The organism is Streptomyces sp. (genome assembly GCF_035645055.1).
Taxonomy (GTDB): Bacteria; Actinomycetota; Actinomycetes; order Streptomycetales; family Streptomycetaceae; genus Streptomyces.
Map to the genome: position 1 here is coordinate 1 of NZ_DASQNH010000003.1, position 24,929 is coordinate 24,929.

General features: G+C 72.0%; 22 protein-coding genes and 1 pseudogene. 19 read left to right on the forward strand and 4 right to left on the reverse strand.

The window, feature by feature from the left end:
- The 3 genes from VE614_RS01315 to VE614_RS01325 form a co-directional block, all read right to left on the reverse strand.
- A partial coding sequence (locus VE614_RS01315) for an ABC transporter substrate-binding protein (RefSeq protein ID WP_324930506.1) occupies positions 1–534 on the reverse strand: 534 nt, incomplete at its 3' end.
- 78 nt (positions 535–612) lie between these two features.
- Positions 613–1,380, reverse strand: coding sequence for a DeoR/GlpR family DNA-binding transcription regulator (locus VE614_RS01320; RefSeq protein ID WP_324930509.1), 768 nt, complete (start codon positions 1,378–1,380; stop codon positions 613–615).
- Between the two features lie 342 nt (positions 1,381–1,722).
- Complete coding sequence (locus VE614_RS01325) at positions 1,723–2,532, reverse strand: NAD(P)-dependent oxidoreductase (RefSeq protein WP_324930512.1); 810 nt, start codon at positions 2,530–2,532, stop codon at positions 1,723–1,725.
- Positions 2,533–2,773: 241 nt separating this feature from the next.
- On the opposite strand from VE614_RS01325, the gene VE614_RS01330 reads away from it, so the two are divergent.
- Together VE614_RS01330 and VE614_RS01335 are read left to right on the forward strand one after the other, a co-directional pair.
- The gene (locus VE614_RS01330) at positions 2,774–3,715 is read left to right on the forward strand and encodes a 5-dehydro-4-deoxyglucarate dehydratase (RefSeq protein WP_324930515.1); all 942 of its coding nucleotides are present in this window, start codon (positions 2,774–2,776) and stop codon (positions 3,713–3,715) included.
- Complete coding sequence (locus tag VE614_RS01335; RefSeq protein ID WP_324930518.1) at positions 3,712–4,878, forward strand: hypothetical protein; 1,167 nt, start codon at positions 3,712–3,714, stop codon at positions 4,876–4,878. Before VE614_RS01330 ends, VE614_RS01335 begins: the two co-directional genes overlap by 4 nt.
- Before the next feature lie 71 nt (positions 4,879–4,949).
- Here VE614_RS01335 and VE614_RS01340 read toward each other — a convergent pair.
- Positions 4,950–5,231: pseudogene (locus tag VE614_RS01340) on the reverse strand (MFS transporter); the annotation flags it as partial.
- A 163-nt stretch (positions 5,232–5,394) separates the two neighbouring features.
- Here VE614_RS01340 and VE614_RS01345 point away from each other — a divergent pair.
- The 17 genes from VE614_RS01345 (at position 5,395) to VE614_RS01425 (ending at position 24,926) form a co-directional block, all read left to right on the forward strand.
- A complete protein-coding gene (locus VE614_RS01345; protein WP_324930520.1) occupies positions 5,395–5,991 on the forward strand; it encodes a TIGR03086 family metal-binding protein in 597 nt (198 codons plus the stop codon).
- Between the two features lie 95 nt (positions 5,992–6,086).
- Positions 6,087–6,848 (forward strand): MBL fold metallo-hydrolase, encoded by a 762-nt coding sequence (locus VE614_RS01350; RefSeq protein WP_324930523.1) that lies wholly within the window; start codon positions 6,087–6,089, stop codon positions 6,846–6,848.
- A gap of 120 nt (positions 6,849–6,968) precedes the next feature.
- Entirely contained in the window at positions 6,969–7,637 is a 669-nt protein-coding gene (locus VE614_RS01355; RefSeq protein WP_324930526.1) for a GntR family transcriptional regulator, read from the forward strand.
- Positions 7,634–8,542 (forward strand): dihydrodipicolinate synthase family protein, encoded by a 909-nt coding sequence (locus tag VE614_RS01360; protein ID WP_324930529.1) that lies wholly within the window; start codon positions 7,634–7,636, stop codon positions 8,540–8,542. Before VE614_RS01355 ends, VE614_RS01360 begins: the two co-directional genes overlap by 4 nt.
- Positions 8,539–10,272, forward strand: a complete 1,734-nt coding sequence (araD, locus tag VE614_RS01365) for an L-arabinonate dehydratase (RefSeq protein ID WP_324930531.1) — start codon at positions 8,539–8,541, stop codon at positions 10,270–10,272. The genes VE614_RS01360 and araD overlap by 4 nt, the downstream gene beginning before the upstream one ends.
- A gap of 80 nt (positions 10,273–10,352) precedes the next feature.
- Positions 10,353–11,288, forward strand: a complete 936-nt coding sequence (locus VE614_RS01370; protein ID WP_086171639.1) for a carbohydrate ABC transporter permease — start codon at positions 10,353–10,355, stop codon at positions 11,286–11,288.
- Positions 11,285–12,181, forward strand: a complete 897-nt coding sequence (locus tag VE614_RS01375) for a carbohydrate ABC transporter permease (protein WP_414719471.1) — start codon at positions 11,285–11,287, stop codon at positions 12,179–12,181. Before VE614_RS01370 ends, VE614_RS01375 begins: the two co-directional genes overlap by 4 nt.
- Complete coding sequence (locus tag VE614_RS01380) at positions 12,178–13,473, forward strand: pectate lyase (RefSeq protein WP_324930536.1); 1,296 nt, start codon at positions 12,178–12,180, stop codon at positions 13,471–13,473. The genes VE614_RS01375 and VE614_RS01380 overlap by 4 nt, the downstream gene beginning before the upstream one ends.
- The gene (locus VE614_RS01385; RefSeq protein ID WP_324930539.1) at positions 13,470–14,627 is read left to right on the forward strand and encodes a Gfo/Idh/MocA family oxidoreductase; all 1,158 of its coding nucleotides are present in this window, start codon (positions 13,470–13,472) and stop codon (positions 14,625–14,627) included. The genes VE614_RS01380 and VE614_RS01385 overlap by 4 nt, the downstream gene beginning before the upstream one ends.
- Complete coding sequence (locus VE614_RS01390) at positions 14,624–15,469, forward strand: PmoA family protein (RefSeq protein ID WP_324930542.1); 846 nt, start codon at positions 14,624–14,626, stop codon at positions 15,467–15,469. Before VE614_RS01385 ends, VE614_RS01390 begins: the two co-directional genes overlap by 4 nt.
- A complete protein-coding gene (locus VE614_RS01395) occupies positions 15,466–17,007 on the forward strand; it encodes a glycoside hydrolase 43 family protein (protein WP_324930545.1) in 1,542 nt (513 codons plus the stop codon). Before VE614_RS01390 ends, VE614_RS01395 begins: the two co-directional genes overlap by 4 nt.
- Positions 17,008–17,040: 33 nt before the next feature.
- Positions 17,041–19,032 carry a pectinesterase family protein gene (locus tag VE614_RS01400; RefSeq protein WP_324930548.1) on the forward strand — a complete coding sequence of 664 codons (1,992 nt, stop codon included), beginning with the start codon at positions 17,041–17,043 and terminating at the stop codon, positions 19,030–19,032.
- Between the two features lie 48 nt (positions 19,033–19,080).
- Complete coding sequence (locus VE614_RS01405) at positions 19,081–20,424, forward strand: sugar ABC transporter substrate-binding protein (protein WP_324930551.1); 1,344 nt, start codon at positions 19,081–19,083, stop codon at positions 20,422–20,424.
- A 117-nt stretch (positions 20,425–20,541) separates the two neighbouring features.
- Positions 20,542–21,342 carry a rhamnogalacturonan acetylesterase gene (locus VE614_RS01410; RefSeq protein WP_324930554.1) on the forward strand — a complete coding sequence of 267 codons (801 nt, stop codon included), beginning with the start codon at positions 20,542–20,544 and terminating at the stop codon, positions 21,340–21,342.
- Between the two features lie 31 nt (positions 21,343–21,373).
- On the forward strand, positions 21,374–22,696 hold the full coding sequence (locus VE614_RS01415) for a pectate lyase (RefSeq protein WP_324930557.1): 1,323 nt from the start codon (positions 21,374–21,376) through the stop codon (positions 22,694–22,696).
- A 69-nt stretch (positions 22,697–22,765) separates the two neighbouring features.
- Positions 22,766–23,887, forward strand: coding sequence for a pectinesterase family protein (locus tag VE614_RS01420; RefSeq protein WP_324930559.1), 1,122 nt, complete (start codon positions 22,766–22,768; stop codon positions 23,885–23,887).
- Positions 23,880–24,926 carry a dienelactone hydrolase family protein gene (locus tag VE614_RS01425; protein WP_324930561.1) on the forward strand — a complete coding sequence of 349 codons (1,047 nt, stop codon included), beginning with the start codon at positions 23,880–23,882 and terminating at the stop codon, positions 24,924–24,926. Before VE614_RS01420 ends, VE614_RS01425 begins: the two co-directional genes overlap by 8 nt.
- Positions 24,927–24,929: the final 3 nt, after the last annotated feature.

Sequence of the window (24,929 nt, forward strand, 5' to 3'; positions counted from 1 at the left end):
TGCGGGCATGGTCAGGCCGGCGCGGGCGAACACGTCCTTGCGGTACATGAGGAAGGACGACTCGCCGTAGAAGGGCTGGCCGTAGAGCTTGCCGTCGTCGCCGGTGAGGGACTGGCGCATCGGCTTCAGGACGTCCCGCTCGTCGTACGCCGGGTCCTTCGCGACGTAGGTGTCCATCTCCTTGAGCCAGCCGTTGCGGGCGTAGATCGGTATCTCGTAGTTGGAGAGGGTGGCGACGTCGTACTGGCCCGCCTGGTTGGCGAAGTCCTGACTGATCTTGTCACGGACGTCGTTCTCGGGGAGGACGGTGAAGTTGACCTCGATGCCGGTCTCTTCCGTGAAGTGGGCGGCGGTGAGCTTCTGCAGCTCCACCATCTGGGGGTTGTTGACCATCAGGACGTTGATGGCGTCGCCGCCGGATCCCGCCCCGCCCGCTCCGACCCAGCAGCCGGAGAGCAGCGGGGCGAGCAGCGTCCCTGCGGCGGCCGTGGCGAGCGTGGCTCGCGCGGGCCGTCGTCGGCTCTGGGTTCGCATGGATCGCTCCTGGACGTATGGGGATATATAGGGCGCCGAAAGGCGAAGAGGAGCCCTATGGGGCAGTGGGTGGGAATTTCAGACGCGGATGACCTGGGGGCCCAGCAGCGAGTAGCGGTGCGCCTCGGACGCCGGCAGCAGGGTGCTCGTCACGATCGCCTCCAGCGCGCCGATCTCCGCGAACCGGCAGAAGCTCACCGCTCCGAACTTGGTGTGCACCCCGACGAAGACGGTGCGCCGCGCGGCGCGCACCGCCTGTGCCTTGACCTCGCCGACGGCCGGATCGGGGGTGGTCAGGCCGTGCTCGCGGGAAATGCCGTTGGCGCCGATGTAGGCGAGGTCGACGACGAACCCGGCGAGCATCCTCGTCGTCCAGTGGTCGACGGTGGCGAGGGTGCCGGCCCGGACCCGGCCGCCGAGCAGCAGTACGGAGACGTGGTCCGCTCCGGCGAGCGCGCCCGCGACCGGCAGGGACGCGGTGACCACGGTCAGCGGCCGGTCCCGGGGCAGCGCCTCGGCGATGAGCTGCGGGGTGAAGCCCTCGTCGACGAAGACGGTCTCCGCGTCCCCGAGCAGGCCGGCCGCGGCGGTGGCGATCCGGCGCTTCTCGGGAACATGGCTGGTGGCCCGGAAGGAGAGCGTCGTCTCGAACCCGGCACTCTCCACGGGGTAGGCGCCGCCGTGGGTGCGGCGGACCAGGCCGTGGTCCTCCAGGACGCGCAGATCCCGCCGTACGGTCTCCTTGGCCACGCCCAGCTCGGCGGCGAGCGCGGTGACGTCGACGGAGCCGGTGGCCCGGGCAACCCGCACGATCTCGCGCCGGCGCTCCTCCGCGGTCCTGTCCATGGTCGTCACTCGCCTTCTCGCCGTGTTGCCCGTTCGGGCCCGCTACGGGGCCACGGGGGAAGTTCTACAGCGGCTGTGGGGTGCTGACCAGGTCTGTTACGGAGACGATGCTGCCCGGGTGGTGCCTGTTCGGCGGGAGCGGTGCCCGTCTCGGACGCGGCAGCCGGAAGGCGCGGCCGGGTCGTGTCCGCGGGGGCGTCGTGGCTGGTCGCGCAGTTCCCCGCGTCCCTCACGGGGCGCGGTCGTGCGGTGTCCGGGCGGGCTCGACTCGTCGGTGGCCGTGCCCGAATACCGGGCGGGCGGGCCCGTTCGGTGCCCGCCAGCCGTCGTGCGTGGCTTGATTCAGTACGGCCAGATCGGCGGCTCGGTCGTGAAGTGGCCGCCCAGGCAGGCGTGCGCCGGGTTCTCCGGGTCCAGCTCGCCCTGCTCGGCGATCAGCTTCTCGGCGTACGGCTCGGAGTCGTCCCGCGGGTCGTAGCCGAGCGCCCGCGCGGTGGACAGGTCCCACCACAGGCGGGTGTTGGCGGAGGAACCGTAGACGACGGTGTGGCCGACGTTCTCCGCGGTGAGCGCCGCGTGGAGGAGGCGGGCGCCGTCGGCCGGGCTCATCCAGACGGAGAGCATGCGCACACTGGTCGGCTCGGGGAAGCAGGAGCCGATCCGCACGGAGACGGTCTCCAGGCCGTGCTTGTCCCAGTAGAACTGCGCCAGGTCCTCGCCGAAGGACTTGGACAGGCCGTAGAAGGTGTCCGGGCGGCGCGGGGTGTCGATCGGGATGAGCGGGTCGTCGTCCTGGGGGCGCGGGGTGTAGCCGACCGCGTGGTTGGAGGAGGCGAAGACGATCCGCCGGACGCCTTCCTCGCGGGCCGCCTCGTACAGGTTGTACGTGCCTTCGATGTTCGCCTTCAGGATCTTCTCGAAGGGGGCTTCCAGGGAGATGCCCGCGAGGTGGATGATCGCGTCGACGCCCCGGACGGCCTCGCGGATCGCGTCCCGGTCGGCGAGGTCGGCGACGACCGCGTCCGGCGCGTCCTCGATGGGGCGCAGGTCGAGCAGGCGCAGGTCGTAGCCGTAGTCCGGGAGCAGGTCCCGCATCAGGGTGCCGAGCCCGCCGGCGGCGCCGGTGAGCAGAACGGTGCGGGGAGCGGGCATCCTCGGGTCTCCTTGCATCACCAGCCGTGCACAGCGTGTGCACATGCGCGTACGGCATTCATATTCGTGGACACGCTAGGAGGGTGCGCACCGCCCGTCAAGTGTCGCGTGGATGCGGGAAATCCGCTGGTGTGTCGGGGGTTGGCGCGCTTGACCCGGCTCCGGGGGCGCCCTTAGCGTGGTGGTGTTCAGAAATGTAGACGCAGATTATGAATATGGACCTCGGAACCCGGGAGAGCCCGTGACGCCAGCCCCTCTCGCCGCCCGCCTCACCGTGCCCAGCGGGCCGCTCTTCTTCCCCGTCACGGCCTACGGCCCGGACGGCGCCGTCGACGTCGAGGTCTACCGCGCGCATGTGCGCCGCGGCGTGGAGGCCGGAGCCGCGGCGGTCTTCGCGTGCTGCGGCACCGGGGAGTTCCACGCGCTCACGCCCGAGGAGTTCCAGCGGTGCGTGCGGGCGGCCGTCGAGGAGACCGCAGGGCGGGTCCCGGTCGTCGCCGGCGCGGGCTACGGCACCGCGCTCGCCGTGCGGTACGCGCGGCTCGCCGAGGAGGCGGGCGCCGACGGGCTGCTCGCCATGCCGCCGTACCTCGTGATCGCCGGACAGGACGGGCTGCTGCGGCACTACCGGGAGATCGCGGCGGTCACCGCGCTGCCCGTCATCGTCTACCAGCGCGACAACGCCGTCTTCACCCCCGAGACCGTCGTCGGACTGGCCCGCACCGAAGGGATCGTCGGCCTCAAGGACGGCCTCGGCGACCTCGATCTCATGCAGCGGATCGTCAGCGCAGTCCGCACCGAAGTCCCCGGCGACTTCCTCTACTTCAACGGCCTGCCGACCGCCGAGCAGACCCAGCTCGCCTACCGGGGCATCGGCGTCACCCTCTACTCCTCCGCCGTCTTCTGCTTCGTGCCCGAACTCGCCCTCGCCTTCCACCAGGCCCTGCGCACCGGCGACGACGCCACCGCGCACCGCCTGCTCGACGGCTTCTACCGGCCCTTCGTCGACCTGCGCGCCCAGGGCCGCGGCTACGCCGTCGCCCTGGTCAAGGCCGGGGTACGGCTGTCCGGGCTGGACGTGGGGGAGGTGCGGCCCCCGCTGCACGAGCCGAGCGAGGACCATGTCAAGCAGCTCGCTCAGCTGATCGAGCGGGGGCACGCGCTGCTGGAGGAGACCAAGTGAAGGCGTCGGCATTCGTCTATCCCTGGGACGTCAACGGCGACCCGGAGGCCCCGCGGCACCTCGCGGAACTGGGCGTCCGCCAGGTCACCCTGGCCTCCGCCTACCACTCCACCCGCGCGCTGACCCCCCGCCACCCCCGGCACCGCGTCGTCACCGCCGAACACGCCGCCGTGCTCTACCCGCCCGGCGCCCGCTGGGCGGACCGCGCCCTGCGTCCCTACCCGGCCGGAGCCTGGGCGCCCGAGGCGGACGCCTACGGGGAGGCCGCCGCCGCGCTCGCGGACGCCGGTCTGGAGACGCACACCTGGGTCGTCCTCGCCCACAACTCCCGCCTCGGCGCCGAGCACCCGGACACCTCGGTCGTCAACGCCTACGGCGACCGCTACCCCTGGGCACCGTGCATCGCGCGGCCCGACACGCGCGCGTACCTCGTCGACCTGGCCGCCGAGGCGGCGGTACGGCCCGGCGCGCGCGGCACCGAACTGGAGTCCCTCGGCTGGTACGGCCTCGCCCATCTGCACGCCCACGACAAGACCGGCGGGGTCGGCCTCGGCGACGCCGGCCAGTACCTGATGTCCCTGTGCTTCTGCCCCGACTGCCGCGCCGGATATGGCGCACAGGGCCTGGACGCGGACGAACTGGCCGCCGCCGTACGGGCCGCGCTGGAGCCGGTGTGGCGGGGGGCGCCCTCCGACGGAGGCTGGGCGGCGGTCGAGAAGCTGCTCGGCGACATCACCGCGAACGCCACGCGCGCGTGGCGCGACCTGACCGCCCGCACCCTCCAGGAGGCGGCCGTCGCCGCGGTCCGCGCGGAGGCCCCCGACGGCTTCCAGATCCTCCTGCACGCCGACCCGGTCTCCTACCACTGCGGGGCCAACGCGGGCGTCGACCCCGCGCACATCCTCTCCGTCGCGGACGGCGTGGTCGTCCCCTGCACCGGCGGCGCGGACCTGCTCACCCCGTTCGCGGACCAGGGCCGCGCGGACGCCGTCCTCGCCGCCAACTTCACCGTGGTCTCCGGCATGGGCGGCAGCCCCCGCACCCTCGCGGACGACACCGCCCGCGCCCGCGACCTCGGCGCGACGGAACTGCGGCTTTACCACGCAGGGCTGGCGCCGGACGACGACCTGGCGCAGGTGCGCTCGGCCCTCGGCGGGCGCTGAGGCCGGGGCGACGCCAGGCACGCCGAGGGTGACGCGGGGCCGTGGGCTCGCCTGCCCGGCCGCTGCCGCCCCCCCCCGGGCACCCGCGGCGGCGCGTAGAACCCCGCGGCGGCGACGACGAACGTGGCCGCGTCCAGCAGGGCGACCCCCACCCCGCCGTACGCCGCGTACAGGCCCGCGCCCGCCGGCGGGGCGAACAGTTCCATGCCCTCGGCCGCCGTCACGCGCAGCCCGTTCACGTCGCCGAGCAGCCGGCCGTCGACCGCGGCGGCGACCAGGGCCGACTCGGCCGCGTCGCGGACGACGCCCGCCGCGCCGTAGACGGTCAGCACCGCGAAGAGCAGCCACAGGTCGAACGAGAAGCCTGGCCGCAGAAGCCCGGTCGTCAGAAGCCCGGTCGTACCGGCAGGCAGGCATGGGCCGCGGCTGAGGAGACCGAGCGGGGTGGCGCCGCACCGATGAGTTCCGCCGTCGCCGCCGGTCCACCTCTCAGGACCACACCCTGAGGAGCAGCGGATGACCGACCCGACCGGCACCACCCTCGACCTCGGACCGCAGACGGCGATCCTGGCCCGGCTCGTCGCCGGCGTCCCCGACGACCGGCTGGCGGGCCCGACGCCCTGTCCCCGCTACACCGTGCGCAACCTGCTGGGCCATCTGTCCGGGCTCGCCGTCGCCTTCCGGGACGCGGGCCGCAAGAACCTGGGCGCGACCACCGACACCGACCCGGACGCCACGCTGCCCGACATCGGTCCCGGCTGGCGCGAGGAACTGCCCAAGGTGCTCGACGAGCTGGCCGGGGCGTGGCGCGACCCGGCCGCCTGGACGGGGATGACCCGCGCCGGGGGAGTGGACCTGCCCGGCGAGGTCGCCGGTCTGGTCCTCGTCGACGAACTGGTCGTCCACGGCTGGGACCTGGCCCGCGCCACCGGCCAGGAGTACACCCCCGATCCCGCCGCGCTCTCGGCCTGCCACGCCTTCCTCGCCGAGGGCGTCGACGACCCCGGCCGGGACGCCCTCTTCGGCCCGGTGGTCGACGTCCCCGCGGACGCCCCGCTGCTGGACCGCGCGGTCGGGCTCAGCGGACGGGACCCGGGCTGGACACCGAGCTGACAGCGGGGCGGGCGCCGGGCTGCGGTCCGGGGTGGAGGCCGGGCCGGCGCCGTAATCCGCGGGCGCGCCGGGAGGCGGATCCGTACCCTCCCCGCATGTCCCTCACGCTCACCGTCCTCGGTACCGCCTCCCCGCACCCCGCCCCGGGCCGCCCCTGCTCCGGCTATCTGCTGAGCGCCCCGGGCGCCGACGTGTGGGTGGACGCCGGCCCCGGCAGCTTCGCGGAGTTGCAGCGGCACACGGATCCCGCACGGCTGAGCGCGATCTGGATCTCGCATCTGCACGCCGACCACAACGCCGATCTGCTCTCCGCCTTCTACGCGCTCGCGTACGGCGGTCTCACCCCGCCCGCGCCCGTCCCGGTGTACGCCCCCGAGGGCTGCGCAGAACGTCTGGCGGGGTTCCTCGGGCGCCCGGACCCAGGCTTCCTCGGGGGTGTCCTCGCCTTCCATCCCCTGCGCGACGGCCATATCGCCCGCCACGGCGAGCTACTGCTCACCTCCCGCGCGGTCGTGCACGACGTGGCGGCGTACGGCCTGCGCGCGGAGGCGGCCGGCCGGGTGGTGGCGTACTCCGGCGACACCGGCCCCTGCCCCGCCCTCACCGGACTCGCCCGCGACGCCGACCTGTTCCTGTGCGAGGCCGACATCGATGTGCATCGCGAAGGCGAACAAGGGCGGCGAGTGCATCTGACCCCGGAGGACGCCGGCGCCGCCGCTCGCGCGGCCGGTGCGCGCAGCCTGCTGATCACCCATGTCGGGCCCACCCTCACCCCCGAGTCGGCGACCGCGCGGGCCGCCGCCGTGTTCGGCGGTCCCACCCGCACCGCACGGGAGGGCGCCGTCCACCGCCTCTGAAGGCAACCTCGACTTCCTTTGTCAGAAGCATTGACGAAACACAGGGGCGCCCCTAGCTTCAACGCGTCGTACTTCGTACGTCATATATGAGACGCGATACGCGATATCCGAGAGGCGCGCATGACCTCTGTGCCCACGCCGATCCCCTCCCGCACGCAATACGTGCTGGAAGGGATCAAACACCGCATCCTCACCGGACAGCTGACGCCAGGTCAGGCCCTGGTCGAGACCGAGCTGGCCGCGCAGTTCGGGGTCTCCAAGACTCCGGTGCGCGAGGCGCTGAAGACCCTGGCCGGCACCGGCCTGGTGGTGATGAGCCAGTACAAGGGCGTCACGGTGCGCATGGTCGACGCGGACATGGCGCGCGAGGTCTACGACGTGCGGCTGCTCCTGGAACCCGAGGCGCTGCGCCGCACCGTGTGCCGCGGTGCCTCCCTCGACGCCGCCCGTACGGCGCTGACCAGGGCGGACGACGCCTCTGACACCGCCGAACGGTCGCTGGCCAACCGGGAGTTCCACCGCGCCCTGTACGTGCCGTGCGGCAATCCGCTGCTCGGCCGGATGCTCGACGAGGTCCGCGACCAGGCGGCCCTCGTCTCCGCCGTGGCCTGGGCCGCCGATCCCTCCTGGGAGCGGGAGGCCAGTGAGCACCGCGAGATCCTCCGGCTCGCCCTCGACGGCGACGCCGACGGCGCGGCGCGCGCCCTCCACGCCCACATCGCGTCCTTTGTCGAGCGGGCCTTCCCCGACGTACAGGTCGAGGCCCAGGGAGAGGACGGTCAGGCATGACAACGACGTTCGAGACCCAGCGGGCGGCCCTGGCCGACGTGGTCGCGATCCCGGTGACACCCTTCGCCGCGGACGGCTCCGTCGACGAGGGCACCCACCGGGCCCTGCTGCGTCGTCTGCTCGACGGTGGGATCAGGACCCTCACGCCCAACGGCAACACCGGAGAGTTCTACGCCCTGTCACCCGAGGAGCGGCAGCTCGTCACCGAGATCACCATCGACGAGGCCGGCGACCGCGCGGTGATCCTGGTCGGTGTCGGCCACGACGTGCCGACCGCCGTGGCCTGTGCCCGGCACGCCCGCGAGCGCGGCGCCCAGATGGTGATGGTGCACCAGCCCGTCCACCCGTACGTCTCGCAGAGCGGCTGGGTCGACTACCACCGGGCGATCGCCGAGGCCGTGCCCGAACTGGGCGTCGTCCCCTACATCCGCAACCCGCAGCTGCACGGCGACCGGCTCGCCGAACTGGCCGACGCCTGCCCGAACGTGATCGGCGTCAAGTACGCCGTCCCGGACGCCGCCCGCTTCGCCGCCTTCGCCCGCGACGCCGGTCTGGACCGGTTCGTGTGGGTGGCCGGACTCGCCGAGCCGTACGCCCCCTCCTACTTCTCCGCCGGTGCCACCGGCTTCACCTCGGGACTGGTGAACGTCTCCCCGGCCGTCTCGCTGAACATGATTGAAGCGCTTCGATCCGGCGACTACCCGGCGGCGATGAAGGTGTGGGAGCAGATCCGCCGCTTCGAGGAGCTGCGCGCCGCCAACGGCTCCGCCAACAACGTCACCGTCGTCAAGGAGGCCCTGGCCTCGCTCGGCCTGTGCCGCCGCGAGGTGCGCCCGCCGAGCAAGCCGCTGCCGGAGCACGAGCGGTCCGAGGTCGCGGCCATCGCCGCCGGGTGGTCGATATGACCCAGCCCCGCAAGCGCCCCGAGGACCTCCGCAGCCACCAGTGGTACGGCACCGACGGACTGCGCTCCTTCAGCCACCGGGCCCGCACCCGTCAGCTCGGCTATCTGCCCGAGGAGCACCTGGGCAAGCCGGTCATCGCGATCCTCAACACCTGGTCCGACATCAACCCCTGCCACGTCCACCTGCGCGACCGCGCCCAGGCGGTCAAGCGCGGGGTGTGGCAGGCGGGCGGCTTCCCGCTCGAGTTCCCGGTCTCCACCCTCAGCGAGACCTTCCAGAAGCCGACCCCCATGCTCTACCGCAACCTGCTCGCCATGGAGACCGAGGAACTGCTGCGCTCCTACCCGGTCGACGGCGCGGTGCTGATGGGCGGCTGCGACAAGTCCACGCCCGCCCTCCTCATGGGCGCCGCCAGCGTCGACCTGCCCACCGTCTTCGTGCCCGCCGGTCCCATGCTGCCCGGCCACTGGCGCAACGAGGTCCTCGGCTCCGGCACCGACATGTGGAAGTACTGGGACGACAAGCGCGCCGGCCTGATCGGCGACTGCGAGATGCACGAGCTGGAGAGCGGCCTGGCCCGCTCGCCCGGCCACTGCATGACCATGGGCACCGCCTCCACGCTGACCGCGGCCGCCGAGGCGCTGGGGGTGACCGTGCCGGGCGCCTCCAGCATCCCGGCCGTCGACTCCGGGCACGACCGGATGGCCGCGAAGGCGGGCATGGCCGTCGTCGGCCTGGTCCACCGGGACCGGAAGCTGAGCGACATCCTCACGGCCGAGGCGTTCGAGGACGCCGTGACCACGGTCCTCGGGCTCGGCGGCTCCACCAATGCCGTCATCCACCTGATCGCCATGGCCGGACGGGCGGGTGTCAGACTCACCCTCGACGACTTCGACCGCATCGCGCGCACGGTCCCGGTCCTCGCCAATGTCCGGCCCGGCGGCCGGACGTACCTGATGGAGGACTTCCACTTCGCGGGCGGTCTGCCCGGCTTCCTCTCCCGCATCCCGGACCTGCTCCACCTGGACCGGCCCACGGTGTCGTACGACACGCTGCGGGAGCAGATCGCGGGCGCCCAGGTGCACGACGACGACGTCATCCGGCCCCGGGACAACCCGGTGGCGAAGGAGGGCGGGGTCGCCGTGCTGCGCGGCAACCTCTGCCCGGACGGCGCGGTCATCAAGCACATCGCCGCCGAGCCGCACCTGCTCAAGCACACCGGCCGCGCGGTCGTCTTCGACGACTACCGGGCCATGCAGCGCACCATCAACGACCCGGCGCTGGACATCACCGCCGACAGCGTGCTGGTGCTGCGCAACGCCGGCCCCAAGGGCGGGCCGGGCATGCCCGAGTACGGCATGCTGCCCATCCCCGACCACCTGCTCAAGCAGGGGGTGCGGGACATGGTGCGGATCTCCGACGCCCGGATGAGCGGCACCAGTTACGGCGCGTGCGTGCTGCACGTGGCGCCGGAGTCGTACATCGGCGGGCCGCTCGCGCTCGTGCGCACCGGGGACCTGATCACCCTGGACGTCGAGGCGCGCACCCTGCACCTGAACGTGGACGACGAGGAACTCCGGCGGCGCCGCGCCGCGTGGACGCCGCCGCCCACCCGCTACGAGCGCGGCTACGGCGCGCTCTACAACGAGCAGATCACCCAGGCCGACACCGGCTGCGACTTCGAGTTCCTGGCCCGGCCGGGCAAGGTCGCGGACCCCTACGCGGGCTGAGCAGTACTCGGCCACCGTCTTCATTGGCCGAAATGTCGAACAGCGACCGGAAAGCGCTTCACCGAGAACGGAGAACAGTCATGGCCCAAGCCGCAGCCGTGGCGAAACCGCCCGCGCCACCCCGGCGGCGCCGTGCCTCCGCCACGCCCCGCAGGCTCCCGTACCTGCTGATCGCGCCGGCGGCCCTGCTGATGCTGGGCTTCATCGCCTACCCCGTGATCAGCGTCTTCTACTACAGCCTGCAGGACTACAACCCCACCAAGCCGTGGCGGAACGGTTTCGCGGGCTTCGACAACTTCGTCCACGCCTTCACCGAGGACCCCGTCTTCTGGGACACCCTCGTCTTCAGCGCCAAGTGGGTCGTCGTCGAGGTCGGACTCCAGCTGCTGTTCGGCCTCGCCCTGGCCCTGATCGTCAACCAGACCTTCGTCGGCCGGGCACTGGGACGCGCCCTGGTCTTCTCCCCGTGGGCCGTCTCCGGCGTGCTCACCTCCGCGATCTGGGTGCTGCTCTACAACTCCCAGACCGGCATCACCCGTTACCTCGCCGACGTCGGCATCGGCTCCTACGGCACCAGCTGGCTGTCGGACACCGAGACCGTGTTCCCGGCGGCGATCATCGCCGACCTGTGGCGCGGCGTGCCCTTCTTCGCCATCCTCATCCTCGCCGACCTCCAGTCCGTCTCGAAGGACCTGTACGAGGCCGCCGAGGTCGACGGCGCCAGCCGCATCAAACAGTTCTGGCACATCACCCTGCCCCACCTGAAGGACGCCATCGTCCTGTCCACGCTGCTGCGCGCGGTGTGGGAGTTCAACAACGTCGACCTGCTCTACACCCTGACCGGCGGCGGACCGGCCGGCGAGACCACCACCCTGCCGCTGTACATCGCCAACACCAGCGTCGACGCCCACGACTTCGGCTACGCGTCGGCCCTGACCACGGTCGCGTTCGTGATCCTGCTCTTCTGCTCGATCGTCTATCTGCGGCTGAGCAAGTTCGGAGGCGAGTCCAAGTGAGCACCATCAAGGAGGCCCCGGTCCTCCCCGCGCCCCGCCGGACCCGGCCCGAGCCGCAGCGCCCGGTGAACAAGCACCGAGGCTGGGACGAGGTCCCGCGCTGGCAGATCTACCTGCCGCTGTCGATCTACCTGGTCTTCACCCTGATCCCGTTCTACTGGATCCTGCTCTTCGCCCTGCGTCCGGCCGGCTCCACCTCGCTGGTGCCCTGGCCCATGACCTTCGACCACTTCCAGAAGGTGTGGACCGAGCGGGAGTTCGGCACCTACTTCCAGAACAGCGTCCTCGTCGGCCTCGCCACCCTGGTGCTGACCACGATCGTCGCCCTGGCCGGCGGCTACGCCCTGGCCCGGTTCGACTTCAGGATCAAGCGCGGCTTCATGCTCGCCCTGCTCTGCTCCCAGTTCGTGCCCGGCGCGCTGCTGCTGGTGCCGCTGTTCGAGATCTTCGCCGAACTCCAGATGATCAACTCGCTCGGCAGCGTCATCCTCGCCGAGACGGTCTTCCAGCTGCCGCTGTCGATGATCCTCATCAGCAACTTCATCAAGAACGTGCCGTATTCCCTGGAGGAGGCGGCCTGGGTCGACGGCTGCAACCGGTTCACCGCCTTCCGGGTCATCGTGCTGCCGCTGCTGCGCCCCGGTCTGATCGCGGTCGGTTCCTTCGCCTTCGTGCACTCCTGGAACCACTTCCTGTTCGCCCTGATGTTCCTCAACAACCAGGCCAAGCAGACCATCCCGGTCGGTCTGAACACCCTGATGAGTTCGGACAGCGTCGACCTGGGCGCCCTCGCGGCGGGCGGCATCATCGCCGCCGTCCCGGTGGTCCTCGTCTTCGCCTTCATCCAGAAGTGGCTGATCACCGGCTTCAGCGCGGGGGCGGTGAAGGGATGAGGCTCAGGCACGCGGCCCTGGCCGCCGCCCTGCTGGGCGTGCTGGGCGTGCCCGCGCACGCCGACGACGCCCGCGACATCAGCCGCGACACCCTGCCCCCGAACGACGGCTGGGCGTCCGCCGACGGCGGCACCACCGGCGGCGCGGCGGCCGACGACGCCCACGTCTTCACCGTCACCGACCGCGCCGGGCTGGTCCGCGCCCTCGACGGCGGCAGCGACACCCCGAAGATCATCAAGATCGCCGGGACCATCGACGCCGGCACCGACGACCGGGGCCGCCGCCTCGACTGCGCGGACTACACCACCGGCGGCTACAGCCTGAAGAAGTACCTCGCCGCCTACGACCCCCGCACCTGGGGCGCCGCCAGGCCGAGCGGCCCCCAGGAGGAGGCCCGCAAGGCGTCCGCGGCGCGGCAGGCCGAGCGGATCGAACTGGGCGTCGGCTCGAACACGACGATCGTCGGTCTCGGCGACGACGCGCTGCTGACGGGCGCGAGCCTCCGGATCAGCGACGCGGACAACGTCATCGTCCGCAATCTGGAGATCCGCGACGCCTACGACTGCTTCCCCGTCTGGCAGCCCAACTCCGGCGGCCTCGGCGACTGGAAGGCGGCCTACGACACGATCTGGCTGCGCGGCGCGAGCCACGTCTGGATCGACCATGTGACCCTGAGCGACAAGGGGCACCTCGACGAGGACGAGCCGACCCACTTCGCCCGCAACTACCTGCGCCACGACGGGCTGCTGGACATCACCAACGGCTCCGACCTGGTCACCGTCTCCTGGAGCCGGTTCGCCGACCACGACAAGGCGATGCTCATCGGCAACGGCGACACCGCCACCGGCGACCGGGGCAGGCTGCGGGTCACCCTGCACCACAACGAGTTCGCGTCCGTCGTCCAGCGGGCGCCCCGGGTCCGCTTCGGGCAGGTGCACCTCTACAACAACCGGTACGTCGTCCCCGAGGACGCCCACGACTACCGCTACTCGATCGGCGTCAGCACCGAGTCGGCGGTGTACGCCGAGCACAACGCGTTCCACACGCCGGGCCATGTCGAGGCCGCCGACCTGGTCAAAAGCTGGAACGGCAGCGCCCTGCACGACGAGGGCTCCCTCTTCAACGGCTACCCCGTCGACCTGCTCGCCATCTACAACGCCTACAACTCGGGCAGCGAACGCGACCTGACCGCCGATGTCGGCTGGACCCCCGTCCTGCACGGCCCGGTCGACAGCGCGGCGGCGGCCGACCGGGCGGTGGCGCGCGGCGCGGGAGCGGGGAGGATCCGATGACCGAAGCGCTTCCGCTGGTCCTCGCCGGCGCCCGCGGCCACGGCCGCTGGCACGTGGCGAACATCCGCCGCCTCCAGGAGAAGGGGCTGGTGCGGCTCGCCGGGATCTGCGAGCTGACCCCGCTCACCGAGGAGGAGTTCGGCGGCGAACTCCCGCCCCAGTCCGCCGACTTCGACGACCTGCTGGTCAGCACCGGCGCCCGGATCGCGGTGATCTGCACACCGATCCCCACGCACACCGACCTGGCGCTGACCGCCGCCCGCCGAGGTGTGCACCTGCTCCTGGAGAAGCCGCCCGCGCCGTCCTACGCCGAGTTCCGGCGGATGGCCGACGGGGTCGCCGAGGCGGGCGTGGCCTGCCAGATCGGGTTCCAGTCGCTGGGCTCGCACGCCGTGCCCGCGATCCGCGAGCTGATCGCCGACGGGGCGGTCGGCACGGTCACCGGCGTCGGCGGGGCCGGTGCCTGGGCCCGTGACGAGGCGTACTACCGCCGTGCCCCGTGGGCGGGCAAGCGGCGGCTGAACGGCGTGGACGTGATCGACGGCGCGCTCACCAACCCCCTCGCGCACGCCGTCGCCACCGCCCTGGCCCTCTCCGGCAGCACCCGCGCGGAGGACGTCGCCGCGATCGAGACCGAGCTGTGGCGGGCCAACGCCATCGAGTCCGACGACACCTCCTGTGTCCGCGTCACCACCGCCCGGGGCCGCCCGGTCACCGTCGCCGCCACCCTGTGCGCCGAGCACCCGGACGAGCCGTATGTGCTGGTGCACGGCAGCCGGGGCCGGATCACCTTCTGGTACAAGCAGGACCGGGTGCTGCTCCAGCGCGCCGGCCACGGTCCCGAGGAGTTCGAGTACGGCCGCACCGATCTGCTGGAGAACCTGGTCGGCCATCTGACGGACGGCGCCGATCTGCTCGTGCCGCCGGAGACGACCGGCGCCTTCATGAAGGTCGTCGAGGCGATCCGGCTCGCCCCCGACCCCGCCCCGCTCCCGGAGTCCGCCTGGCACCGGGCGCCGGGGGAGGAGCGCCGGGTCGTGCCCGGGGTGGACGGCCTGGTCGCGGCCGCCGCCGACACCCTCGCCCTGTACTCCGAGCTGGCGGCTCCCTGGGCCGCCCGCGCCGCGCTGAAGAACGAGGTGAGTACCCGATGACCGGCAACGACACGGCGGTACTGCGGGTCGCCGGCAGACCGGTGGGCCGGTACGTCACCCGGCCCGAGCTGCCCGCCCGGCTCTCCCCCCGCCCCTATCTGCACCCCGTCACCACCCTGTCCGGCGTCTCGGTCACCGAACTGAGCCCCGCCGACCACTCGCACCACCTCGGCGTCGGTGTCGCCGTTCCCGACGTCGAGGGGCACAACTTCTGGGGCGGGCGCACCTTCGTCCGTGACCGGGGCCCCACCGAGCTGGACAACCACGGTGCCCAGCGGCACCTGGGCTTCCAGCTGTGCGACCCGGACGGCTTCGTCGAGGAGCTGCGCTGGGTCGCGGCGGGCGCCGAGCTGCTGCGCGAGCGCCGTACCGTCGCCGCCGGCGCGCTCACCGACACCGCCTGGGCGCTCGACTTCACCTTCGCCCTCACCAACCCCGCCGCCGCCCCGCTGACCATCGGCAGCCCCGCCACCAACGGGCGCCCCGGCGCGGCCTACGGCGGCTTCTTCTGGCGGGCCCGCAAGGAGGCGACCGCACCGGACGTCTTCACCGCCGGCACCGAGGGCGAGGAGGCGGTGCACGGCCGGGCCGCCGACTGGCTGGCGCTGGCCGGCACCTCCTGGACGCTGGTCTTCGCCGGCGCCACCGACGCCACCCGCCGCGACCCGTGGTTCGTGCGCACCACCGAGTACCCGGGTGTCGGCTCCTCCCTGGCGCACGAGGAGCGGCTGCCGATCCCGCCCGGCGAGACCGTCGTACGGCGGATCGTCACCGTCGTCGCCGACGGCCGCCTCGACCGCGGCGAGGCCGCGGCCCTCATCCGGAAGGCGGTCGCCCAGTGACCCACCGGAGCCATGAGACGGCCGGGACGTACACCAACCCGATCCTCGACGCCGACTGGTCCGACCCGGACGTGGTCCGCGTCGGCGACGACTACTACCTCACCGCCTCCAGCTTCGGCCGCGTCCCCGGACTGCCCCTGCTGCACTCCCGCGACCTGGTCAACTGGACCCTGGTCGGTCACGCGCTCGACCGCCTCGAACCGGCGGCCGAGTTCGAGCGGCCACGCCACGACTGCGGCGTCTGGGCACCGTCGATCCGCCACCACGACGACCGGTTCTGGATCTTCTGGGGCGACCCCGACCAGGGCATCTTCCAGGTCAACGCCCCCGAGATCCGGGGCCCCTGGACCAGGCCGCACCTGCTGAAGGAGGGCAAGGGCCTGATCGACCCCTGCCCGCTGTGGGACGCCGAGACCGGCGAGGCCTACCTGGTGCACGCCTGGGCCAAGTCCCGCTCCGGCGTCAAGAACCGCCTCACCGGCCACCGGATGCACCCCGACGCCGGCTCGCTGCTCGACGAGGGCAAGCTCATCGTGGACGCCGACCGCATCCCCGGCTGGTTCACCCTCGAAGGCCCGAAGCTCTACCGGCACGACGGCTGGTTCTGGATTTTCGCCCCCGCCGGGGGAGTCGAGACCGGCTGGCAGGGCGCCTTCCGTTCCCGCGACTTCTTCGGGCCGTACGAGGAGAAAGTGGTCCTCGAACAGAAGGACACCGACGTCAACGGCCCCCACCAGGGCGGCTGGGTGCGCACCTCGGCCGGCGAGGACTGGTTCGTCCACTTCCAGCAGCGCGGCGCCTACGGCCGGGTCGTCCACCTCCAGCCGATGCGCTGGGGTGCCGACGGCTGGCCGGTGCTGGGGGACGAGGGCGCCCCGGTCGCCGTGCACCGCAAGCCGGACCTGCCGCCGCAGCCGCCCGCCGCGCCCGCCACCGGCGACGACTTCCCCGGCGGACGGTACGGCCGCCAGTGGCAGTGGACCGCCAACCCCCGCGACGGCTGGGCCACCCAGCACTCCGGCGACGGGCTCCGGCTCACCTGCGTCCGCTCGGCCGACGCGCACGACCTGCGCAAGCTGCCGAGCATCCTCACCCAGCGCCTGCCCGGCATCCCCTCCGCCGTCGAGGTCGACCTGTGCCTCGACAGCGAGGAACCCGGCGCCCGGGCCGGGCTCGCGGTGCTCGGGGACGCGTTCGGCTGGATCGGACTGCAACGGGGGGCCGACGGGACGGTCCACCTGGTGCACCGGTTCGCGGAGGGCACCGCCGAGCGCGAGCGCGACGCCGACCATCCGCGGCTCGCGCCCGGGGGACGGGCCAGGCTCCGGATCGAGATCCGGCCCGGCGCGCGCTGCCGCTTCCACTACGACCTCGGCGACGGCCCGCGCCCCTCCGGCCAGGTCTTCGCCGCCACCCCCTGGCGCTGGGTCGGCGCCCTGCTCGGCCTCTTCGCGCTCGCCCCCGGCGACGGACGGGGCCACCCCGACCTGCACGCGGGCGCGGCCACGTTCACCCGGTTCCGCGTCACCGCCCTCTGACCCACCTCACCCTCACGCCTGTTGGGAGCCACAATGACGCACCCCCCTGGCAAGCGCTTGCCGAGACCGGGGCACGGCAAGGTGGTGGCCGCCGTACTCGGCCTGGTCACCGCGCTGGGCCTCGGGTCCCTCGGGGAGGCCCACGCCATCCCGCCCACCGCCGAGGCGGACACCACCGCCGCCCCGTCCCGCTTCACCGACCGCCCGCACGGTTTCGCCTCCCTCGCCGGCGGCACCACCGGAGGCGCCGGCGGCAAGGTGGTCACCGTCACCGACCAGGCAGCGCTGGCGCAGTACGCCGCCGCGCCCGAGCCGTACGTCATCCGCGTCAAGGGCAGCATCACCGCGCAGCCGTTCGGCGCGGGCATCGAGGTCGCCTCGGACAAGACCATCGTGGGCGTCGGCGCGAGCGGTGAGCTGGTGCAGGGCGAGTTCCACCTCAGCCCCGGCACCCACAACGTGATCATCCGGAACATGACGATCCGGGACTCGGCCGTCGCGGGCGACTGGGACTGCAAGGGCACCGACTTCGACGGCATCCAGATGGACACCGTCCATCACGTCTGGATCGACCACAACCGCTTCTCGAACATCTGCGACGGCCAGCTCGACATCCGCAAGGACAGCGAGTACGTCACCGTCTCCTACAACCGCTTCGAGAACAACAACAAGACGTTCGGCCTGGGCTGGACGACCAACGTCAGGACGCAGATCACCATCGACCACAACTGGTTCCGCGGCACCAAGCAGCGCAACCCGTCGGTCGACAACGCCGCCCACGCCCACCTCTACAACAACTACCTGACGGCGCAGGCGGACCCCGGCGACCCCGTGTGGACGTACGGGAACTGGTCGCGCGGCAGGACCAAGATGGTCATCGAGAACTCGTACTACCGGGACGTCCAGCACCCCTACCAGGCGGACGCGACGGCCGAGCTGGTGCAGCGCGGCTCCATCCTGAGGAACACCACCGGACGCCACGACGCGTGGGGTACGGCTTTCGATCCCCGTGACTTCTACGACTACCGGCTGGACCCGGCCGCCGCCGTACCGGCGCTCGTGCAGCGCTTCTCCGGGCCGCAGCGGCAGATCGGGACCGTGCTGCGCGTACCCGCCGACTACCCGACCGTGCAGGCCGCCGTGGACGCCGTGCCGGACGGCAACGACACCCCGGTCACCGTCGCCGTCGCGCCCGGCACCTACCGCGCCAAGGTCCACATCCCCGTGACCAAGCCGAACATCGTGTTGCAGGGGACTGGACAGGACCGCTCCGACACCGTCATCATCCACGACACGCCCGCCGCGTACGGCGGCTCCACCGGGAGCGCGACCGTACGGATCTCCGCCAGTGACATCACGGCGCGCAACCTCACCTTCAGCAACGACTTCGACGAGGCCGCGCACGAGCTGAACGGCGAGCAGGCGCTGGCGGTGAAGACGACCGGCGACCGGATCGTCTTCGAGGACACCGCCTTCCTGGGCAACCAGGACACCCTGATGACCGACAGCCCCAAGCTGACCACCGTCAGCCGGGTCTACATCCGCGACTCGTACATCGAGGGCGATGTCGACTTCGTCTACGGCCGCGCCACCACGGTGATCGAACGGTCCGTGATCCGCGCGCTGAGCCGGGGGTCCGCGACCAACAACGGCTACATCACGGCAGCCTCGACCTGGACGGGCAACCCGTACGGGTTCCTGATCACCCGGTCGAGGATCGTGAGCGACGCGCCGGCCGGGTCGTACCACCTCGGCCGGCCCTGGCACCCGGGCGGGGAGCCCGCGGCCGTCGCCCAGGTGCTGATCCGCGACACCGAACTGCCCGCCGCGATCAAGACGTCCCCGTGGACCGACATGGGCGGCTTCTCGTGGAAGGACGCGCGGTTCGCCGAGTACCGGAACTACGGGCCGGGCGCGACGGTCACCGCGGACCGGCCGCAGCTGAGCGACGCCGACGCCGCACGGCACACCGTCGCCGACTACCTCGCGGGCACGGACGGCTGGGCGCCGCACGCCCGCCACTGACCCCCCACGACTTCACATCTCGCTGGAACCGAAGAAGAGAGCCGACCAATGAAGATCAGCATCCGCAGAAGCAGGCGCGCTGCCATCGCCGTCGCCCTGGGCTCCGTTCTCGCGCTCACCGCCACCGCCTGCGGCGACGACGGCAGCGGTGGGGGCGGCGGCGAGGGCGCCGAGGGCAGCGGCAAGGGCAAGATCGTCTTCTGGGACAACAACGGCGGTGTCCGCACCGACATCTGGAAGGAGGTCATCGCCGACTTCGAGCAGGCCAACCCGGACATCGACGTCGAGTACGTCGGCATCTCCTCCACCGAGTACCAGTCCAAGGTCGACACCGCCATCCAGGGCGGCGGCCTGCCCGACGTCGGCGGTGTCGGCGCGGCGATGCTCGCCGGGTTCTCCGCGCAGGGCGCGCTGGAGCCGTTGGACGACCGGCTCGCGGGGTCTCCGCTGAACGGCAAGCTCAACGAGGACATGCTCAAGTCGATGAAGGCCGCGGGCGGCGGCGACGGCACCCTGTACTCGATCCCGACCTCCGCGAACAACGGTGTGCTGTACTACCGCACCGACCTGTTCGAGAAGGCGGGCCTTCAGGCGCCGACCACCTGGGAGGCCTTCTTCACGGCGGCGAACGAGCTGACCGACGTGAAGAAGAACGAGTTCGGGTACACCATCCGCGGCGGCGCCGGCTCCATCGCGCAGGCCCTGGACGCGATGTACGGGCAGAGCGGGATCACCTCGTTCTGGGAGGGCGACAAGACCACCGTCAACGACCCCAGGAACATCGCCGCGCTGGAGAAGTACGCGGCGCTGTACAAGAACGTCACGCCCTCCGCCGACCTCAACAACGACTTCACCAAGATGGTCGCCCAGTGGGACTCCGGCACCATCGGCATGCTCAACCACAACCTGGGCTCCTACCAGGACCATGTGAGGGCGCTCGGCGTCGGCAAGTTCCGCGGCATTCCGCAGCCGACCGGGCCCGGCGGCAAGCGGGTGCAGGTGTCCAACCCGGTGGACGGGCTGGGCCTGTTCAAGAACTCCAAGAACAAGGAAGCCGCCTGGAAGTTCATCGAGTTCGCGCTTTCCCACGAGGAGAACTCCAAGTTCAACGAGTCGGCGGGGCAGGTGCCGGCGAACACCGACGCGGCGAAGGATCCGTGGGTCGCGAAGGCGGAGCCGACGAAGCTGGCCGCGCAGGCGTTGAGCGACGGGTCCACGACCATCGTCCAGCTGCCGTACTACCTGCCGGACTGGAACACGATCTCCAAGGCGGAGAACGAGCCGAACTTCCAGAAGGTGCTGCTGGGTGATCTGGGGGCCAAGGAGTTCCTGGACACGCTGGCCGAGCAGCTGAACGAGGCTCAGGCCGAGTGGAAGCAGCGGAATCAGTAAGTCGTGCCGGATTCGCCGTGGGGCGGCCTGTGGTTCCCGGGCTGCGGGCCGCCCCTGGTCGCTCGCGCAGTTCCCCGCGCCCCTGAATCACTTTCCCTCGGTTCGAAAGGCACTCTTGTGTCGATGTCTCGCAGACAGGTTGCTTCGGCGGCGTTGGCCGCTGTTCCGCTTGCTCTTTCCGCGCACGGTGCCGCTGAGGCGTCGTCGGGGCGGCGCAGGCGGACGATCCATATCGCCGGGGATTCCACCGCCGCGCAGAAGTACGCGGACGCGGCGCCGGAGACCGGGTGGGGGATGGCGTTCCCCTTCTTTCTGCACAAGGAGCTGCCCGTCGCGAATCACGCGGTGAACGGGCGCAGTTCGAAGAGTTTCGTGGACGAGGGCCGGCTCGATGCGATCCTCGGGGAAATCCGGCCGGGTGACGTCCTGATCGTCCAGTTCGGCCACAACGACCAGAAGAGCGGCGACCCCGCCCGGTACACCGAGCCGTGGACGACCTACCAGGACCATCTGCGGCTGTACGTCGACGGCGCCCGTGCCCGGGGGGCCCGGCCGGTGCTGGCCACCTCCGTGGAGCGGCGCAGGTTCGACGCGCGGGGCACCGCGCTGCCCAGCCACGGCGAGTATCCGGCGGCGATGCGCGCGCTCGCCCAGGAGGAGGGGGCGGCGCTGCTCGACGTACAGGCGCTGTCGCTCGCGCTGTGGCAGGAGCTGGGCGTCGAGGAGACCAAGAAGTACTTCAACTGGACGGCGGCCGAGCAGGACAACACGCACTTCAACCCGCCGGGCGCGATCGCCGTGGCGCGGCTGGTGGTGCGGGAGCTGCTGCGCACGCGGGTGCTGGGCCCGCGGGACGTGCGCCGGCTCGACGAGGAGATCCCCGAGTCCTGGATCGCGTGGCCGCCGGCCGCCGTCTGAATCCGACCCGCTGTCGAGAGAGAGCCGCATCATGAACACACAGGGATGGCATGGGCATGCCACCAAAACGGCCCTGAAGAGCGCCGCCCTCACCGGGTGCGTCGCGCTGGTCCTCGGCGTCACCGGGACCGCCACCGCCCACGCCGGGTCCCGCGACCTCGGCCGTGAGGCGCTGGCCGCGGGCGACGGCTGGGCCTCCGCGGGCACCGGCACCACCGGCGGATCGGCCGCCGACGCCGCGCACGTGTACACGGTGACCACCTGGGAGGAGTTCAAGGCCGCCCTGCGGGACGGCGGCACCGCGCCGAGGATCATCAAGGTCAAGGGCATGATCGACGCCGTGTCCGAGGGCTGCGACGCCTTCGCCGCCGAGGGCTACGACTTCCGGCAGTACCTCGCCGACTACGACCCGGCCGTCTGGGGCCACGACAAGCCGGTCAGCGGCGAGCAGGAGGACCTGCGGGCCGCGTCCGCCGCCGGCCAGGACAAGGCCATCAAGGCGAACATCCCCGCCGACACGACCATCGTCGGCGTCGGCCGGAACTCCGGGATCCTCGGCGGCAGCCTCCAGATCCGGGGCGTCGACAACGTCATCATCCGGAACCTCACCATCGAGGCCCCGGTCGACTGCTTCCCGCAGTGGGACCCGACCGACGACAACAGGACCGGTGCCTGGAACTCCGAGTACGACGGCGTCGTCGTGCACGGCTCCACGCACGTCTGGATCGACCACAACACGCTCACCGACGGCCGCCACCCCGACAGCTCCCTGCCGAGCTACTTCGGCAAGGTCTACCAGCAGCACGACGGGCTCGTGGACGTGGTGCGCGGCGGCGACCTCGTCACCGTGTCGTGGAACTCCTTCGAGGACCACGACAAGACCATGCTGATCGGAAACAGCGACAGCGCGGGCGCGACCGACACGGGCAAGCTGCGGGTCACCCTCCACCACAACCGCTTCGAGGGCATCGTGGAGCGGGCACCGCGCGTGCGGTTCGGGCAGGTCGACTCGTACAACAACCACTTCGTGGTCACCAAGGGCCAGAAGTTCGGCTATGTCTTCGGCATCGGCGCCGGCTCCCGGCTGCACGCCACCCACAACGCCTTCTCCCTGGCGCCCGGCGTCAGCACCGGCAAGGTGCTGAAGAAGTGGAACGAGGCCCCCCTCACCGCCGAGCACAACTACGTCAACGGCAAGCCCACCGATCTGATCGCCGTCCACAACGCGGAGATCCCCGCCGAGACCCTCCAGTCCGGGGCCGGCTGGACGCCCACCCTGCGCACCCGCGTCGACCACCCCCGGGCCGTCCCCGGCATCGTCGACCACCGCGCGGGCGCCGGACGCGTCTGCTGACACCCCCGCCCGGCCCGGCCGGGGCGCACCGCCGCCCCGGCCCCCGGCGGCATCATCAAGGAGCACCGCATGCCCTCCCCCCACCTCCGCCTCCCCCTGTCCCGGCGCGGCTTCCTCACGGCGGGCGCCGGCGCGGGCGCCGCACTCGGCCTCACCGCCCTCCCCGCGCGGGCGGCGGGCGGGCCCCGCCCGTTCGGCCGGTACGGCTCCCCGGCCGCCCGCCGCACCCCGGGCACCCTGTACGTCGACCCGCACGGCCGGGGCGACTTCACCTCCGTCCAGGCCGCCGTGACCGCCGCCGACGGCAGCGGCCGTACTCTCGTCCTGGCCCCCGGCGTCTACCGGGAGACCGTCTCCGTCGACGCCGGCCGCACGGAGATGACCTGGATCGGCGCCGGCGACGACCCGCGTGACGTGATGATCGTGTACGACAACGCGGCCGGCACCCCCAAGCCCGGCGGCGGCACCTACGGCACCAGCGGATCGGCCACCACCACCGTCCGCGCCGACGGCTTCACCGCCCGCCGGATCACCTTCGCCAACGACTGGCTGCGCGCCGACCACCCGGGCATGTCCGGCACCCAGGCCGTCGCCCTCAAGGTGATGGGCGACCGCTCCGCCTTCCACCACTGCCGCTTCCTCGGCCACCAGGACACCCTGTACGCCGACACGGGCGCGCTGACCGTCTTCGCCCGCCAGTACTTCTCCCACTGCTACGCCGAGGGCGACGTCGACTTCGTCTTCGGCCGCGCCACCGCCGTCTTCGAGCACTGCCACTTCCGCACCCTGGACCGCACCGACCTGGCGGGAGCCCCGTACGGCTTCGTCTTCGCCCCGTCGACCGCGGGCCCCAACCCACGCGGCTACCTCGTCACCCGCAGCCGGATCAGCAGCGAGGCGCCCGACGGGTACTACAAGCTGGCCCGTCCCTGGGTGCCCAGCTCCGACCCGACCGCCCGGCCCTCCCTCGTCGTCCGGGAGACCTGGCTCGGCCCCGGCATCGACGCGGTCGCGCCCTACGCCAACATGTCGGACGCCTTCCCGTGGCAGAACCAGCGGTTCGCCGAGTACCGCAACCTGGGCCCCGGCGCCCGGGTCACCGCTGCGGAGAACCGGCCCCGGCTGACGGCCGCCGAGGCGGGTGAGCACACCGAGCGGGCGTACCTCGGTGACTGGCGGCCGGATGCCTGAGCCGCCGCCGGCGCTCAAGGAGGAACTGACGTTCCCGCTCGCCTGGGGCGCCTCGCCCGTGCGCGACTTCGACGCCTGGCGGCGGGCCGCCCGTGCCACGGTCGAGGCGCACCTGCTGGTCGGCCGGCAGGACGGGACGCCGTACGCCCCCGAGTACGGCCGGAGGGAGGAAGCGGACGGGTACACACGGGAGCTGGTGACCCTCTCCCTCACCCGCTACGCACGCGTCCGCGGCGTTCTGCTCACCCCGCACGGCCGCGGGCCGTTCCCGGCGGTGCTGCTGCTGCACGACCACGGGTCCAGGTTCGACATCGGCAAGGAGAAACTGGTCCGGCCCTGGTACGACGACACCCGGCTGGCCTCCGCGCGGGACTGGGCCGGGCGGTGCTTCAGCGGGCGGTTCGTCGGTGACGAGCTGGCCCGGCGCGGCTATGCCGTGCTGTGCCTGGACGCGCCGGGCTGGGGCGACCGGGGGCCGCTGGCTTACGCGCGGCAGCAGGCGCTGGCCGCGCACTTCTACCACCTGGGCTCCTCCCTCGCCGGGCTCATGGCCCGGGAGGACGCCCGCGCCGCCGCGTTCCTGGCCGGGCTCGACCGGGTGGACGCCCGCCGGGTCGCCGCCCTCGGCTTCTCCATGGGCGGCTACCGGGCCTGGCAGACGGCCGCGCTCACCGACGACATCGCCGCCGCGGCGAGCGTGTGCTGGATGAGCGGTCTGAAGGAGATGCTGGTGCCCGGCGGCAACACCCTGCGCGGGCAGTCGGCGTACTACATGCTCCACCCCGGGCTCGCCCGGCACCTCGACCTCCCCGACGTCGCGAGCATCGCCGCGCCCAGGCCGATGCTCTTCTTCCACGGCGCTCTGGACACCCTCTTCAGCGCCGACGGGGTACGGGTGGCCCACGAGAAGCTGCGCGCCGTGTGGCGGTCCCGCGGCGCCGGGGAGCGGCTGCGGCTGAAGACGTGGCCGGACGTCGGCCACGTCTTCACCGACCGTATGCAGGACGAGGTGTTCGCCTGGCTCGACCGTGTCCTGTGAGGC

Coding starts and splice junctions, on each gene's coding strand:
- VE614_RS01420 (WP_324930559.1), top strand. CDS start 22,766: ATGCCCTCCCCCCACCTCCGCCTCCCCCTGTCCCGGCGCGGCTTCCTC.
- VE614_RS01325 (WP_324930512.1), bottom strand. CDS start 2,532: ATGCCCGCTCCCCGCACCGTTCTGCTCACCGGCGCCGCCGGCGGGCTC.
- VE614_RS01385 (WP_324930539.1), top strand. CDS start 13,470: ATGACCGAAGCGCTTCCGCTGGTCCTCGCCGGCGCCCGCGGCCACGGC.
- VE614_RS01425 (WP_324930561.1), top strand. CDS start 23,880: ATGCCTGAGCCGCCGCCGGCGCTCAAGGAGGAACTGACGTTCCCGCTC.
- VE614_RS01400 (WP_324930548.1), top strand. CDS start 17,041: ATGACGCACCCCCCTGGCAAGCGCTTGCCGAGACCGGGGCACGGCAAG.
- VE614_RS01345 (WP_324930520.1), top strand. CDS start 5,395: ATGACCGACCCGACCGGCACCACCCTCGACCTCGGACCGCAGACGGCG.
- VE614_RS01390 (WP_324930542.1), top strand. CDS start 14,624: ATGACCGGCAACGACACGGCGGTACTGCGGGTCGCCGGCAGACCGGTG.
- VE614_RS01380 (WP_324930536.1), top strand. CDS start 12,178: ATGAGGCTCAGGCACGCGGCCCTGGCCGCCGCCCTGCTGGGCGTGCTG.
- VE614_RS01350 (WP_324930523.1), top strand. CDS start 6,087: ATGTCCCTCACGCTCACCGTCCTCGGTACCGCCTCCCCGCACCCCGCC.
- VE614_RS01415 (WP_324930557.1), top strand. CDS start 21,374: ATGAACACACAGGGATGGCATGGGCATGCCACCAAAACGGCCCTGAAG.
- VE614_RS01370 (WP_086171639.1), top strand. CDS start 10,353: ATGGCCCAAGCCGCAGCCGTGGCGAAACCGCCCGCGCCACCCCGGCGG.
- VE614_RS01320 (WP_324930509.1), bottom strand. CDS start 1,380: ATGGACAGGACCGCGGAGGAGCGCCGGCGCGAGATCGTGCGGGTTGCC.
- VE614_RS01355 (WP_324930526.1), top strand. CDS start 6,969: ATGACCTCTGTGCCCACGCCGATCCCCTCCCGCACGCAATACGTGCTG.
- VE614_RS01360 (WP_324930529.1), top strand. CDS start 7,634: ATGACAACGACGTTCGAGACCCAGCGGGCGGCCCTGGCCGACGTGGTC.
- araD (WP_324930531.1), top strand. CDS start 8,539: ATGACCCAGCCCCGCAAGCGCCCCGAGGACCTCCGCAGCCACCAGTGG.
- VE614_RS01405 (WP_324930551.1), top strand. CDS start 19,081: ATGAAGATCAGCATCCGCAGAAGCAGGCGCGCTGCCATCGCCGTCGCC.